The sequence below is a fragment of the Rhodocaloribacter sp. genome (assembly GCF_056451265.1).
On sequence record NZ_JBWOPL010000102.1, the window covers coordinates 1 to 13,613 of the forward strand.

General features: G+C 66.8%; 19 protein-coding genes. 13 read left to right on the top strand and 6 right to left on the bottom strand.

What is annotated here, in order from left to right; translation table 11 throughout:
- The 6 genes from AC1HIY_RS15625 to AC1HIY_RS15650 all read right to left on the bottom strand — a co-directional run.
- Window positions 1-369, bottom strand: a 369-nt coding sequence (locus tag AC1HIY_RS15625; protein ID WP_479577734.1) for a phosphoheptose isomerase family protein, incomplete at its 3' end; no start/stop codon positions are given.
- An 11-nt stretch (window positions 370-380) separates the two neighbouring features.
- Entirely contained in the window at window positions 381-1,058 is a 678-nt protein-coding gene (locus AC1HIY_RS15630) for a hypothetical protein (protein WP_479577735.1), read from the bottom strand.
- Window positions 1,059-1,065: 7 nt separating this feature from the next.
- On the bottom strand, window positions 1,066-1,422 hold the full coding sequence (locus tag AC1HIY_RS15635; protein WP_479577736.1) for a hypothetical protein: 357 nt from the start codon (window positions 1,420-1,422) through the stop codon (window positions 1,066-1,068).
- Entirely contained in the window at window positions 1,419-2,099 is a 681-nt protein-coding gene (gene hypB / locus AC1HIY_RS15640; RefSeq protein ID WP_479577737.1) for a hydrogenase nickel incorporation protein HypB, read from the bottom strand. The genes AC1HIY_RS15635 and hypB overlap by 4 nt, the downstream gene beginning before the upstream one ends.
- A gap of 3 nt (window positions 2,100-2,102) precedes the next feature.
- Window positions 2,103-2,447, bottom strand: a complete 345-nt coding sequence (gene hypA, locus AC1HIY_RS15645; RefSeq protein ID WP_479577738.1) for a hydrogenase maturation nickel metallochaperone HypA — start codon at window positions 2,445-2,447, stop codon at window positions 2,103-2,105.
- The gene (locus tag AC1HIY_RS15650; RefSeq protein WP_479577739.1) at window positions 2,440-3,306 is read right to left on the bottom strand and encodes a DUF1641 domain-containing protein; all 867 of its coding nucleotides are present in this window, start codon (window positions 3,304-3,306) and stop codon (window positions 2,440-2,442) included. The genes hypA and AC1HIY_RS15650 overlap by 8 nt, the downstream gene beginning before the upstream one ends.
- Window positions 3,307-3,760: 454 nt before the next feature.
- Here AC1HIY_RS15650 and AC1HIY_RS15655 point away from each other — a divergent pair, with 454 nt between their 5' ends.
- From AC1HIY_RS15655 to hypE, 13 genes are all read left to right on the top strand, one after another.
- Window positions 3,761-4,732, top strand: a complete 972-nt coding sequence (locus AC1HIY_RS15655) for an NADH-quinone oxidoreductase subunit B family protein (protein ID WP_479577740.1) — start codon at window positions 3,761-3,763, stop codon at window positions 4,730-4,732.
- A 28-nt stretch (window positions 4,733-4,760) separates the two neighbouring features.
- The gene (locus tag AC1HIY_RS15660; RefSeq protein ID WP_479577741.1) at window positions 4,761-6,365 is read left to right on the top strand and encodes a nickel-dependent hydrogenase large subunit; all 1,605 of its coding nucleotides are present in this window, start codon (window positions 4,761-4,763) and stop codon (window positions 6,363-6,365) included.
- Between the two features lie 85 nt (window positions 6,366-6,450).
- Window positions 6,451-6,936, top strand: a complete 486-nt coding sequence (locus AC1HIY_RS15665) for a hydrogenase maturation protease (protein WP_479577742.1) — start codon at window positions 6,451-6,453, stop codon at window positions 6,934-6,936.
- Complete coding sequence (locus AC1HIY_RS15670; RefSeq protein ID WP_479577743.1) at window positions 6,933-7,247, top strand: hydrogenase maturation protease; 315 nt, start codon at window positions 6,933-6,935, stop codon at window positions 7,245-7,247. Before AC1HIY_RS15665 ends, AC1HIY_RS15670 begins: the two co-directional genes overlap by 4 nt.
- A gap of 25 nt (window positions 7,248-7,272) precedes the next feature.
- Window positions 7,273-7,488, top strand: a complete 216-nt coding sequence (locus tag AC1HIY_RS15675; RefSeq protein ID WP_479577744.1) for a hypothetical protein — start codon at window positions 7,273-7,275, stop codon at window positions 7,486-7,488.
- 10 nt (window positions 7,489-7,498) lie between these two features.
- A complete protein-coding gene (locus AC1HIY_RS15680; RefSeq protein WP_479577745.1) occupies window positions 7,499-8,734 on the top strand; it encodes a tetratricopeptide repeat protein in 1,236 nt (411 codons plus the stop codon).
- Window positions 8,706-9,071, top strand: a complete 366-nt coding sequence (locus AC1HIY_RS15685; RefSeq protein ID WP_479577746.1) for a hypothetical protein — start codon at window positions 8,706-8,708, stop codon at window positions 9,069-9,071. Before AC1HIY_RS15680 ends, AC1HIY_RS15685 begins: the two co-directional genes overlap by 29 nt.
- Before the next feature lie 8 nt (window positions 9,072-9,079).
- A complete protein-coding gene (locus AC1HIY_RS15690) occupies window positions 9,080-9,931 on the top strand; it encodes a NifU family protein (RefSeq protein ID WP_479577747.1) in 852 nt (283 codons plus the stop codon).
- Window positions 9,924-11,063, top strand: a complete 1,140-nt coding sequence (locus AC1HIY_RS15695) for an NHL repeat-containing protein (RefSeq protein WP_479577748.1) — start codon at window positions 9,924-9,926, stop codon at window positions 11,061-11,063. Before AC1HIY_RS15690 ends, AC1HIY_RS15695 begins: the two co-directional genes overlap by 8 nt.
- A 19-nt stretch (window positions 11,064-11,082) precedes the next feature.
- The gene (locus AC1HIY_RS15700; RefSeq protein WP_479577749.1) at window positions 11,083-11,358 is read left to right on the top strand and encodes a HypC/HybG/HupF family hydrogenase formation chaperone; all 276 of its coding nucleotides are present in this window, start codon (window positions 11,083-11,085) and stop codon (window positions 11,356-11,358) included.
- Entirely contained in the window at window positions 11,355-11,597 is a 243-nt protein-coding gene (locus AC1HIY_RS15705) for a HypC/HybG/HupF family hydrogenase formation chaperone (protein WP_479577750.1), read from the top strand. Before AC1HIY_RS15700 ends, AC1HIY_RS15705 begins: the two co-directional genes overlap by 4 nt.
- Entirely contained in the window at window positions 11,594-12,718 is a 1,125-nt protein-coding gene (gene hypD, locus AC1HIY_RS15710) for a hydrogenase formation protein HypD (protein ID WP_479577751.1), read from the top strand. The genes AC1HIY_RS15705 and hypD overlap by 4 nt, the downstream gene beginning before the upstream one ends.
- Window positions 12,715-13,613, top strand: an 899-nt coding sequence (hypE, locus tag AC1HIY_RS15715; protein ID WP_479577752.1) for a hydrogenase expression/formation protein HypE, incomplete at its 3' end; no start/stop codon positions are given. The genes hypD and hypE, both read left to right, overlap by 4 nt.

Consider the following 13,613-nt stretch of genomic DNA (forward strand, 5'->3'; position numbering starts at 1 on the left):
GGCCACCTCGAGCGCGCGCGTCACGAGCGCGTCGCCGCCGGGCGGGCCGAAGCCCATCACCATGTCGGCCGCCGTGACGAGCACGGGCAGGCGGTGTGCGAAGGCCGGGCCGAGGTCGAGCGCGGGCAAGGCGCGCTTGCCGACGATGACGGGATGGACGAACTCGACCGAGACGTGGCGGGCGTCGGTGGCATACGGCCCGCGTCCGAAGGCGAGGATGCGCCCGCCTTCGAGGAAGCGCTCGGCCATGCGGCGGGAAGCCTCGGCCAGCCGGGGAGCCTCGCGAGGGAAGAACGCACGGGAGACGTCGTTCCGCGCCCGCAGGCGTTCGGCGATAAACGTGGAGAGGGCAGTCCGGCCTTCGACCATGGGGGGAGAAGCTAGGCGAGCGTGGCGTAGAGGATGCTAACGCCGAGGATCAGGCTGAGTGCCCCGGAGAGGCCGGTGAGGGCGTGGTGAAAGGCGGGGCGGGCGCGGGCGGCGCGGAAGGGGAGGGCGAGCAGGAGCGTCACGCCCGCCATGCCGAGGATCGAGCCGAGGCCGAAGACGAGCGCATAGAGCAGGCTCATGCCGAGCGAGGGGAGCGTGGCCGCCACGAGGAGCAACAGCGCGCCGCTGCCCGCAAGGCCGTGCACGAGGCCGACGGCGAAGCCCGGCCAACCCGCGCGTCGGAACGAGAAGGCGTGCGGGTGCGGATGCGCGCCCACATGGAAGTGCGGCACGCCGTCGTGCGTGTGACGGCGCAGACGCGCAAGCCGGGAGACGGCGTCGTAGAGCGCCCATGCCCCGAGACCGAGGAGCATGAAGGCCACCGGGATCTCGAAGAAGCCGAGATGCTCCGCGGTGATCTGCACGCGGAGCACGCCGATGACGAGCACGCCGAGGACGAGCGTCGTGGTGTGGCCCGCGCCCCAGGCCATCCCCATGCGGAGCGCCCGCGAAAGCCGCGCCTCCCGGTGCAAGAGCGTGGACACCGCGATCATGTGGTCGGGCTCGAAGGCGTGCTTGAAACCGCTCAGAAAACCGAGCGCGAAGGCGAGCGGAAGCGCGAGTTCCATGAGGCGTTCATTTGAGTCGTGAAACGATGCGGCGAAGGTGCGTGACGCGATGCGTGCCGCCGTCGGGTCCCTGGACGACGGTCTCCTCCGCCGGAAAGAAGACGTCGTCCCGGAGGTCCTGAAGCGCCATCGCCACCTCCACGGGCACGAGGAAGACCGTCCCGTCTTCCGGTGGCGGCATCCCCTTGACCTCGGTGATCGTCCGGACGTTGAGCGAGAACGTGTGTCCCGCCTCGTCCCGCGCCGTCCGGTGTTCGCCCACGGCCACCACGCCGAGGTGACGCGCGTCGGGCGGCGTCTCCACGAGCGCTCCGGCGGTGTCGTACAGCCAGAGGGTTTTCCGGGTCAGGTTGACGATTTTCATGCGGGGGTCGTCGCGGGAAACGCTTCGGCGCGCTTCGTTTTCAGGAACGTGATCCAGGCGTCGAGCCCGGGCTCGGCCCGCGCCGACGAGTCGAGGATCGGCAGGCCCGGGTGCACTTCGTGGATGTTGTGCACCGCCAGGGCGCGGTCGAACCCCACGGCCCCGGCAATGTCGAGCTTCGTGAGCACGGCCGCGTCGGCGGAGTTGAAGATGGTGGGATATTTCAACGGCTTGTCCTCGCCCTCGGTCACGGAGAAGAGCACGGCCCGGAGATGTTCGCCCAGGTCATAGCTTGCCGGGCATACGAGGTTGCCCACGTTTTCGATGAACAGGAAGTCGAGCGCGTCGAGGTCCCATCCGGCGAGGGCGTCGTCGATCATCTGCGCTTCGAGGTGGCACGTGGTGCCGGTGCTGATTTGCCGGATGGGCGCGCCGCTGCGGGCCAGCCGCGTGGCGTCGTTCTCCGTGGCGAGATCGCCCACGAGGGCGGCCACGTCGTAGGCGTCGCGGAGGGCGGCGAGGGTCTTTTCGAGGAGGGCCGTCTTGCCCGATCCCGGCCCCGAAACCAGGTTCACGACGAAGACGCCCGCCGCGCGGAACCGCGCGCGCAGCCCCCGCGCCAGTTCGTCGTTCTTCTTCAGGATGCCGTGACGGACTTCGAGGATGCGTGCGCTCATGGGCTACTGTATTTCGAGGGAGGTTATTTCGAGTTCCTTGCCTTGCCGGAGGTCGCCGGAAGGCGTGTCGCATACGGGGCATCGAAACCGGAAGACGTCCGGCAGTTCCCGGTCCGCGTCGCATTGCGGGCAATGGATCACCACAGGCAGCTCTTCGATCTCGAGCGTTGCGCCCTCGACGATGGTGCCGCCGGCGGCGATGTCGAACGAGAACTCGAGCGCGTCGCGGACGACGCCCGAGAGCGCCCCGATGCGGAGCCGCACCTTGCTCACCTTCTCCGAGCCGGCGTGGGTCGCCTCCCGCACGGCGATGTCGACCAGGTTCACGGCGATGGACAGTTCATGCATCGGATTGTATGCGGCTCAGGTGCCGACCGAAGATGCGGGCGAACTCCAGGGCGAAGCCCATCGTGCGGGCCACGTCGGGATCGCGCAGGGCTTTCATGAGGGCGAAGGGCCCGCCCACGCTGCGCGGGTGGGTCTGCGCCGTCTGCATCGAGACGACGAGCGCCTCGGCGATCTCGCTCACCGCGCCGATGGCCACCGGATCGAGGATGGTCGATTGCAGGAGCGACTGCACCTGCGGCGAAGCGAGCGTCGTGTGTACGCCCTCGGCCGCCGTCACCATCATGTTCAGGGTTTCGGGGGTGGCCAGGGCCTTGAGGCGCAGCAGGGTCTCGGCCATAGGGGAACTCGCTCCGCCGACGGCGGCTTCCCGCATGTCGTTCACCGCGTCGTTCAGGTTGTCGGCGATTTGCGGGCCGCGCTGCAGGAAGCCGGTGAGCATCTCGATCATGAACTCGAGTTCGTCCACGCGCCCGGCCAGCCGCGTCAACGCCTCGGCGGCAGGCACGAAGTCCGACTGGAGGAACGCCTGCACCTGCTGCGAGCCGAGCACCTGCGTGAACGCTTCAAGCGCCGTGATGAGCTCTTCCAGCTTCTCCGGCGTGGTGAGGCCTTTCAGCCGCGAGAGCTGGTGAAACACCTCCGCGCGGGTCGATGCGCCGTCGCCGCCGATGCTATCGCGCATCTCGATGACGGCGTCGCCGAGGTTGTCGGCGATTTCGGGTCCGCGTTGCAGGAAACCCGAGACGGCGTCCAGCAGAAACTCGATCTCGTCCACGCGGGCGGCCAGGCGTCGCATGGCGTCGGCCGTCTGCGGGTCCAGGCCGGCCCGGTCGTTCGTGGAGGCAGGGGCTGTATCCATGACGTCTCCGGTTGTGTTGATGACAGAGTGGAAGCGCCCATCGTCGCAAGCCGGGGAAAGAGCGGGGCGGACGGGCGCGCGGTTTTTTCGGCAGGGAACCCCCCGGGGCGGCGCGCGCAAAGATTTCCCGGGTGCGGATCCCTCGGCTCGTTACTCCGGGAAATTAGTTGCCTAAAGAACCTAGGTTGAAATTTTATCGAACTAAACAAATTAGGCAATATGGCCTAATTGCTTAATCCGATAACAAGTTATGGATATGATACCGAATTTTTGTTGACTTTTCAAGAGAAAAAGATTTAATTGGCGAACCCGGAGTCATACGTGTTTGGTGACCTGCAGGGGGAGCCGTGCCGGATGCGCAACCGGGAACGAGCGCGTCCGCTCGGGGCGTTTCCCCTGGTTCCGGGGTCATCGTAAGCAGGGACGTTAGAACCAATCTTCGAGAGGGTATTCTATGGCATCATTACTGTGGTTTCAGGGCGGAGCCTGCAGCGGCAACACCATGTCTTTCCTCAACGCCGAAGAGCCCAGCGCCTGTGATCTGGTGACCGACTTCGGCATTGACATCGCCTGGCATCCGTCGCTCGGCATGGAGATGGGGGAGAACGCCCAGCGTCTGTTCTGGTCGTTTGCCAGAGGCGAGCGTCCGCTCGACATCTTCGTCTTCGAGGGCACCGTCATCATGGGTCCCAACGGCAGCGGGCGGTACGACCTCTTTGCCGACCGTCCCATGAAAGACTGGGTCACCGATCTGGCCAATCAGGCGCAGATCGTCGTCGCCATCGGGGATTGCGCCTGCTGGGGCGGCATTCCCGCCACCGCGCCCAACCCCACCGATTCGGTCGGATTGCAGTACCTCAAGCGCAACAAGGGCGGCTTTCTCGGGGCGGACTGGCGCTCGAAGGCCGGGCTTCCGGTCATCAACATCCCGGGTTGCCCGGCCCATCCCGACTGGGTGACGCAGATCCTCGTGGCCGTCGCCAGCGGGCGCACCGCCGACATCGCGCTCGACGACCTCCAGCGGCCCCAGACGTTCTTTAAGACCTTCACGCAGACCGGATGCACGCGCGTGCAGTACTTCGAGTGGAAGGAATCCACCGAGGAGTTCGGGCAGGGCACGCGCAAGGGGTGCCTCTTTTACGAGATGGGATGCCGCGGTCCCGTGACGCACTCGCCGTGCAACCGCATCCTGTGGAACCGGCAATCCTCCAAAACGCGAGCAGGCATGCCGTGCACCGGATGCACCGAGCCGGAGTTCCCCTTCTTCGACCTCGCGCCCGGAACGGTCTTCAAGACCCAGAAAGTCTTCGGCGCCATCCCGAAGGAACTCCCCGAAGGCACCGACCACCTGACGTACACGGCCCACGCCGCCGCCGCGCGTGTGGCGGCCCCGAAGTGGGCGCGCGAAGATATGTTCGTCGTCTGATCCGAAACCTCAAATTTCAAGGAAAAACATGGCAACTGATCTGCATATCAGCCCGCTGGGCCGCGTGGAGGGAGACCTGGACGTACGGGTTATGGTCGATGACGGCGTGGTCACCGATGCCTGGACCACCGCCGGCATGTTTCGCGGCTTCGAGATGATTCTCAAGGGCAAGGACCCCCAGGCCGGTCTGATCGTGACGCCCCGCATCTGCGGCATCTGTGGCGGCAGCCATCTCACGAAGACCGTCTATGCCCTCGACACCGCCTGGCGCACCGAAGTGCCGCCGAACGCCACCCTCATCCGAAACATCGCGCAGGCCTGCGAGACGCTTCAGAGCATCCCGCGCTGGTTCTACGCCCTCTTTGCCATCGACCTGACCAACAAGAACTACGCGAAGGCAAAAGAATACGACGAAGCCGTGCGCCGCTTTGCCCCGTTCGTGGGCACGGGGTATGAGAAAGGCGTCACCCTCTCGGGCAAGCCGGTCGAGATCTACGCCATCTTCGGCGGGCAATGGCCGCATTCGAGCTTCATGGTGCCCGGCGGCGTCATGTGCGGCCCCACCCTCTCGGACGTCACTCGCTCCATCGCCATCCTCGAATACTGGAAAGACGAATGGCTCGAAAAAGAGTGGCTCGGCTGTTCGGTGGACCGCTGGCTCGAAAACAAGTCGTGGGACGACGTGCTGGCCTGGGTCGAGGAGAACGAGAGTCATTACAACTCCGATTGCGGTTTCTTCATCCGGTACGCCATGGAGACCGGCCTCGACAAGTTCGGCGCGGGCTTCGGCAATTACTTCGCCACGGGCACGTTCTGGAACCCGGACGAATACACGCACCCCACCATCGAGGGGCGCAACCGCGCGCTGCTCACCCGCTCGGGAGTATACCAGGACGGGCAGTATTACGACTTCGACCAGGCCAACGTCCGGGAGGATCACACCCATTCGTTCTATGAAGGCGCGGGCGCCTTGCACCCGTTCGACGGGCGCACCGTCCCGGTCGATCCGGCGGAAGGGCAGAAGCAGGGCAAGTACTCGTGGGCGAAGTCGCCGCGCTATGAGATCCCGGGCGTCGGCATGAAGCCGCTCGAAGCCGGGCCGCTGGCCCGGCAGGTGGTTGCCGGCAAGCCGGATCCGCTGCCGTGGCAGGATTACGACCCGCTCTTCCACAACGCCGTCACCACCATCGGCCCGAGCGTGATGGTGCGCGTGATGGCCCGCATGCACGAAGCGGCGAAGTACTACAAACTCGTGCGCTCCTGGCTCGACCAGGTCGACCTCCACGAGAAATTTTACATCAAGCCGGTCGAGCACGAGGAGGGGCAGGGCTTCGGAGCCACCGAAGCCGCTCGCGGCGCGCTTGCGGACTGGATCAAGATCAAGGACGGGAAGATCGAGAATTACCAGGTGGTCACCCCGACGGCGTGGAACATCGGCCCGCGCGACGGCAACAACGTCAACGGACCGATGGAGCAGGCATTTCTGGGGTCGCCCATCGCCGACACCACCGACCCGGTCGAACTCGGGCACGTGGCGCGGAGCTTCGATTCCTGCCTGGTCTGCACGGTCCACGTCTACGACGCGAAGACCCGGAAGGAAATGTCCCGCTTCGTCGTCAACGGCAACTGCTAGGCGGATCGTCAACGGCAAGCACAACGTGCGTTGCCTCCTCGCGCGAGGGGCAGCGCACGTTGTCGCTTCGACGGAGGAGAGGAGTATGGAAGGAGGGGACACGGTCGTCATCGGATGCGGCAACCTTCTGCGCGGCGACGACGCGGTGGGGCCGACGTTGATCCGGCATCTGTGGGAGCGCGGCGTGCCCGAGGGGGTGCGTCTGGTCGACGGCGGCACGGCGGGGATGGACGTGGCGTTCCAGATGCGCGGCGCGGCGCGGGTCATTCTCATCGACGCCTGTGCGACCGAAGCCGAGCCGGGCACCCTGTATCGCGTGCCCGGCGAAGCGCTCGAAAACCTGCCTCCGCTCGACGGCCTTCACCTGCACGCCTTCCGCTGGGATCACGCGCTCGCGTTCGGCCGTTGGCTGCTCAAGGACGCATACCCCGAAAACATCACGGTGTACCTCATCGAAGCGGCTTCGACCGACTTCGGCGCGCCGCTCTCGCCCGCCGTCGAAGCGGCCATGCACGATCTTCTGGATCGGCTGATCGTAGACCTCTCGGAGCCGCAGGAGGCGAAGCGATGACGGTGGAACTGACCGATAGCGGATACCTGCACCTCCCGGTGGAACTCGCCGAGCAGTACTTTCCGTTCGATCTCCTTTTTGCCCTGGCGCGTGGAAGGGAGCTCTGGTTGCTGCCTGCGCGGGGACCCGGCGGCGGCGGTCTGCTGCTCAAACGTCGCAATGCCCGGGGTGACCGAAGCGTGCTGATCCGGGAGCTGTTGCACGACGGCGTCCCCCCCGGTCCGCTTCCGGCTTTCTGGGACGAACGACAGAGCGCCCTCCGCGTGGCCTTGCCGACCTCCAAGCGGTCTGCGCGGGCTGAACCGGCGTGATCCATGCACAACCTGCGGGACCTCGATGCTTTCTTTTTTCGAACACGAAGCGCTCGCCATCGCCACCTATGTGCGGGAGGAGAAGGGGCAGTGGGTCGTGTATGCCGAGGTCACGTTCCCCGACGTGGTGCGCCGCTTCCGGATCAACGCCTATCGCACGAAGCGCCGCGCCGAGGTCGCCGCCACCTGGATCAAACGCGGGGCGGATCGTCCCCTGAAAGGTCCGCCCCTGGGATTTTAACCCCCGACGAATGAAGCTCTTTTCTCCGCCCCAACTGCTTGGCGTCTTTCCCGCCCCGGCCAGCTATCTGCTGCTTCCCGCCGTGGAGGGCGCGCCTCCGCTCGATGCCGCCCGCTCGGCCGGTCGGTGGCCGGACGACGTCCCGGACGCGTGGCGCTTTTTCACGCTCGCCCTTGCCGGAGACGTCGAAGCGGCGCACGCGGCGGTGACGGGCGAAGACGCCGTGGCCCGGTATAACCGCTTCGTGCTCGCGCCCGACGAGGCGCAGTATGCGCGTCTGAAAGCCGAGCTCGAAGCAGAAGATGCGTTGCTGCTCCGAGCCGTGGGATATCTCTACCGCCTCGAAGCCGAGCCGCCGACGCCCCCGGCCGAAGCGCCGGACGTGCTCGCCCCGTTCCTGTGGGCCGCTCGGGCCGGAGGTCGCCTCGAAGCCGGAGAGGCCGATGCCGCGCTCGAACACCTGGCGCGCGCCGTGGAAGCGGCCCGCCCCGTCTCGCCCGCGCTGGCGGCCCGCCTGCTGGCGACCACCGCCCGCACGCGCCGCCATCTCGAAGGGCCGTCGCCCGCACTCGTGCCCGTCTACCGGAACGCCCTCCACGCGCTCAAAGACACCGCCTTCGACCGTCTCCTCGGCGAGACCTGGCTCGATCTCGGGAGTCTCTACCACGAAAGCTCCGGCGGACGCCGGGGCGCGCTTCTCGAAGCCGCCCGATGTTATCAGTCCGCTGCCCAATGCTGCCCCAGGGCAACCTTTCCCGAACTGTTCGCCCTCGCGCAGAACAACCTTGCGCTGGCATACCTTGCCATCCCTCTTCAGCAGGCGGGGGACCAACTGCGCATGGCCGTTGCCATCGGCGCGTTGCGCGAGGCGCTGACGATCTATACGCGGGAGGCGCATCCGGAGGCCTGGGCGAGCGCCACGCTCAACCTGGCGAACGCGCTTCAGTATGCGCCCTCCGGCGCGCCGGAGGAGCATCTGTGGCAGGCTGTGGATCTATACGAGCAGGTGCTCGAAGTGCGCACGCCCGAAGCCGATCCGCTCGCCTACGCCCGCGTGCTGGCCAACCAGGCGAACGCGCTGGCCCACCTCGGCGCGTTCTCGCGCGCCGTGCCCCGGCTCGAAGAAGCCGCCCGGCTCTTCCGCACCCACGACGAAACCGACGCCGCCGCGTCGGTCGAGGCTATCCTTCACGACATCGAAGCGCGGCAGGCCAACCATGGAGTTGCACGAAAGACAACAGTTTGATTTTTTGCTCGTCACCGCCGTCGAGCGTTTCAGCGATCGGCTGGTGCAGCGCAACGAAGGCGCGGAGAACGCCCTCCGGCGTCTTCGCGAAAACCCCCAGGGAGAAGGCATATGGGTCGATGCGTTCGTCGACGCCGTCTTCCGGGATTTTCTGCTCGACAACGTTGCCGGGGCATGCTTCGTGTTGCAGGCGCTCGAACGCCGGCGCGTGGCGTTGCCCGCCGTGGAGGCGCGCGTGGAAGAGGTCTTGCAAACGATGGCGCGCCGGGCGTTCGCCGATCTGCTCACGCGGAAGATCGAAGAAGCGCTCGAACAGGCCGCCTCATATTCGGGATAACCATGAGCATGCCCACGATAGCGAGAGAAGAGACGTTCGAGCGCCTGGCGCAGGCCGTCGATGCCGCGCTCGAAGAGGTCCGCAAGATCAACGAGACGGATCGAGAGCGTGCCGGAAGGCTCAAGAAGGCGCTCGAAGATCTGCACCGGCACGTGCTCGTGAAGATCGTCCGGCGCCTGAAAGAGGACCCGGCCGGACGGGAGATCCTCTTCGAACTCGTCGAGGATCAGGCCGTCTATGCCGCCTTTCTCATGCACGGGATCGTCAAGCCCGACCTGACGACCCGTGTGGCGAGGGTCATCGAGCTCGTCCGCCCGTACATGAAGTCCCACGGCGGCGACGTGGAGCTGGTGCGGGTGGAAGGGGACACGGCTGTCGTGCGGCTCCACGGCTCGTGCAACGGCTGCTCGCTCTCTTCGGTCACCCTTCGCAACGGCGTCGAGGAGGCGCTTCGCGAGCACGTGCCCGAGATCGCGAACGTCGAGGTGGAGCCGAACGAGCCCGGTCCGGCCTTCGTGCCGCTCGCGGAGGTCGATACGCTGGAGGACACCGGCTGGGTGGCGGGGCCGCGCCTCGAAGACCTGGCCTCCGGCGAGCCCTTCCGACTCGAAGGACAGGACTTCGACGTGCTCATCCTTCAGATCGACCAGAAGATTTACGCCTATAAAAACGCCTGCGCCCATATGGGCATGCCGCTCGACGGCGGGATGATCGAGGACGAAGTGCTCACCTGTCCGTGGCACGGCTTCCGCTTCGATCTCACCTCCGGCGAGTGCCTGACCGTGCCGCAGGCCCAACTCGAACCCTACCCTCTGCGCGTCGATGACGGCGTCGTCTGGGTGCGACCGTCCCATGATTAAACCGTACATCTACGTCGGCGCCACGCCCGAGGGCGACCTCACGCTCCCGAGCGCCGATCCGACCGACCGCTTCCTCTATGCCCCCCGCGGCGTCTACTTCGACGACGACGTGCTCGTCGTCTCGGATTCGGGCAACCATCGGGTGCTCATCTGGCACGGCGTGCCGCAGACCGACGGTCGCCCCGCCGACGTGGTGCTCGGACAGCCCGACTTCTTCAGCGAAGGCCCGCGTGCCGGGGGGCGCGACGTCGTGCGCGGCCTGCACCTGCCCACGGGCGTCGCCGTCATCGAAGGACGGCTCATCGTGGCCGACGCCTGGCATCACCGGCTGCTCGTGTGGGACGCCGTGCCGCAGACCTCGTTCGCCTCGCCGGATCACGTGCTCGGGCAGCCCTCGCCCGAGTCCGTCGCGCCCAATCGCGGCGGGGCCGTCAGCGCGCGCGGGATGTACTGGCCGTATGGCTTCGGCTTCGTCGGAGGTGTCTTTTACGTCGCCGACACCGGCAACCGGCGCGTGCTCGGATGGCATGGCTTCCCTGAGCCCGAACAGCCCGCCGATTTCCTCATGGGGCAAGACGCGCCTTCGGAAGGGAACGAGAATCGCGGCGGCGCCGTCGGGCCGGACACGTACCGCTGGCCCCACGACGTGGCGGGGGACGACGACCGGCTCTTCATCGCCGACGCGGGCAACCACCGCGTGCTTGGATGGTCGCCGCCGCCCACCCGGGATGCCCCCGCCCTCCTGGCGCTCGGGCAACGGGACTTCACCACCGCCTTCGAGATGCCGCACACGCCGCCGGGGCCGAGCCGCATGCGCTTTCCGTACGCCGTCAGCCTCTGCGGCGAGCGCCTGATCGTCGCCGATACGGCCAACAACCGCGTGCTCGTCTGGCACGAAGCGCCGCGTGAAGGCACGTTCCATCCCGCTGACGAAGTGCTCGGGCAGGCCGACTTCTCCACGGCCGGAGAAAACCGCTGGACGGCCGTCACGAAGGAAACCTTGTGCTGGCCCTATGGTCTGCATCAACACGGCAACCGGATCGCCATTGCGGACTCGGGAAACAACCGCGTGGTGTTCTGGAACGTGGAAGAACCGGCGGCGACGGTGGTAGATGAAGCGATGAACCCCTGATTTTTCAAGGAGATAAAACATGTGTCTGGCGATTCCGGGACAGATCAAGTCTTTCGATGACGAGCGGCATTACGCCACCGTGGAGGTGGCCGGCGTGCGGCGGCGGGTCAACGTCGATCTCCTGCGGGAACAGGCGCTCGAGACCGACGACTGGGTGCTCATCCACGTCGGCTTCGCCATGAGCAAGATCAGCGCCGAGCAGGCCGAGGAACAGATGCGCCTGCTCACGATGCTCGGCGAGGCCGAGGAAGCCGCCCGTGAGGTGCGCGGGTACAACTTCGGGGACGAGCCATGACCGACCTCAACCGATACGGAACCTGCACGCTCGACCAGGACGGCTGCGCCGTGTGCGGCGACGTCGGCATCCCCGTGCGCGTCGTCGCGCTTGCCGAAGCGGGTGAGGCGCTCTGTGAGGACCGCGACGGTCGCCGCGCCGCCGTCGCCGTCGACTTCACGCCCGGCGTCGCGCCCGGCGACGTGCTCCTCGTCCACATGGGCGTCGCCCTTGCCCACATTCCTCAGGAGAACGCATGAAATACGTTGACGAATTCCGCGACGGGCATCTGATCCGCAAGGCGGCCGAGGAGATCCGAAAGCTCACGAAGCCCGATTATCATTACCGCATCATGGAAGTGTGCGGCGGGCACACGCACTCGATCTACCGGTACGGCCTGAAAGACCTTCTGCCCGAAAACGTCGAACTCGTGCACGGCCCGGGCTGTCCGGTGTGCGTGCTCCCGATGGGCCGCGTCGACGATGGGCTGATGATCGCCGAGCAATCCGGAGCGATCCTGACGGCCTTCGGAGACATGATGCGCGTGCCGGGCTCGAAGGGCAGCCCGCTCGAATACAAGGCACGCGGCATGGACGTGCGCATGGTCTATTCCCCCCTCGACGCCCTCAAAATCGCCGAGAAGAACCCCGACCGCGAAGTCTTCTTCTTTGCCATCGGCTTCGAGACGACCGCGCCCTCGACGGCCCTCACGCTCATGCGCGCGAAGGCGAAAGGCATCGCGAACTTCACCGTCTTTTGCAACCACGTCACCATCATTCCGCCCATCCGCGCCATCCTCGACTCGCCCGACATGCGCCTCGACGCCTTCATCGGGCCGGGGCACGTCTCCACCGTCATCGGCTGCCGCCCGTACGCCTTCATCGCTCGCGACTACGGCAAGCCGGTGGTCGTCTCCGGCTTCGAACCGCTCGACCTCCTGCAGTCCATCGTGATGATCCTCCGGCAGATGAACGAGGGCCGCGCCGAGGTGGAGAACCAGTACGGCCGCGTCGTGCCGTGGGAGGGCAACCTGCCGGCGCTCCGCGCCATGAGCGAAGTGTTTGAGCTTCGGCCCTTCTTCGAATGGCGGGGGCTCGGCTTCATCTCGCAGTCGGCGCTCAAGCTCGCGCCCGCGTATGCCGACTTCGACGCCGAGGTGCGCTTCGAGGCGCCGGGCATCCGGGTGACGGACCCGAAGGCGGCGCAGTGCGGCGAGGTGCTCAAGGGCGTGCTCAAACCCCATCAATGCAAGCTTTTCGGCAAGGAATGCACGCCCGAGCATCCCATCGGAGCGCTGATGGTCTCGTCGGAGGGGGCGTGCGCGGCGCACTATCAGTACACCATGCGGCAATCGGAACTCGACCTGTTGGAGGACGCATGACGACGAAAACGAACGGCGCGGCGCAGGGCGTGCGCTTCCGAGACCCGCAGATCGACATGGCGCACGGGGCCGGCGGAAAGGCCACGCGGAGGCTCATCGAGGGCCTCATCGCGCCGCTCTTGAGCAACCCCGTGCTCGACCGCCTCGACGACGCCGCAATCCTCGACCTCGGATCGGAGCGTCTGGCGATGACGGCGGACGGCTTCGTCGTCAACCCGATCCGTTTCCCCGGCGGCTCCATCGGGGAGCTGGCCGTCAACGGGACGGTGAACGATCTGGCGATGGCGGGCGCGAAGCCGATGGCGTTGCTGGCCACGCTCGTGCTCGAAGCCGGCCTGCCCGCCGACGCGCTCCGGGCGGAGGTCGAGGCGATGGCCGCCGCCGCTCGGGAAGCGGGCGTCGTGATCGTCGGCGGCGACACGAAGGTGGTCGAGCACGGCAAGGCGGACGGCCTCTACGTCACCACCGCCGGCTTCGGCCGCGTCGATCCCCGCGCACATCTCGACGTGCGCTCCGTCCGTCCCGGCGACCGGATCCTGCTCTCGGGCCCCATCGGCGATCACGGCATCACCATCCTCCTGGCGCGCGGCGACCTCGACCTCGAAGCCGACCTCACGTCGGACACACGCCCCGTCTGGCCGTTCGTCGAGGCGCTTCTGGACGCGGTCGCGCCCGGCCTCCGGTGGATGCGCGACCCCACGCGCGGGGGCGTTGCCTCGACGCTCAACGAGCTGGCCCGCGACGCGCAGGTGGGCGTGGCGCTCTTCGAGGATCGCATCCCGCTGCGCCCGGCGGTGCGGGGCGCGTGCGAAATCCTCGGCCTCGACCCGCTCCACATCGCCAACGAGGGGCAGATGATCGCCGTCGTCGCGCCGGAGACGGCCGAGGCGGCGCT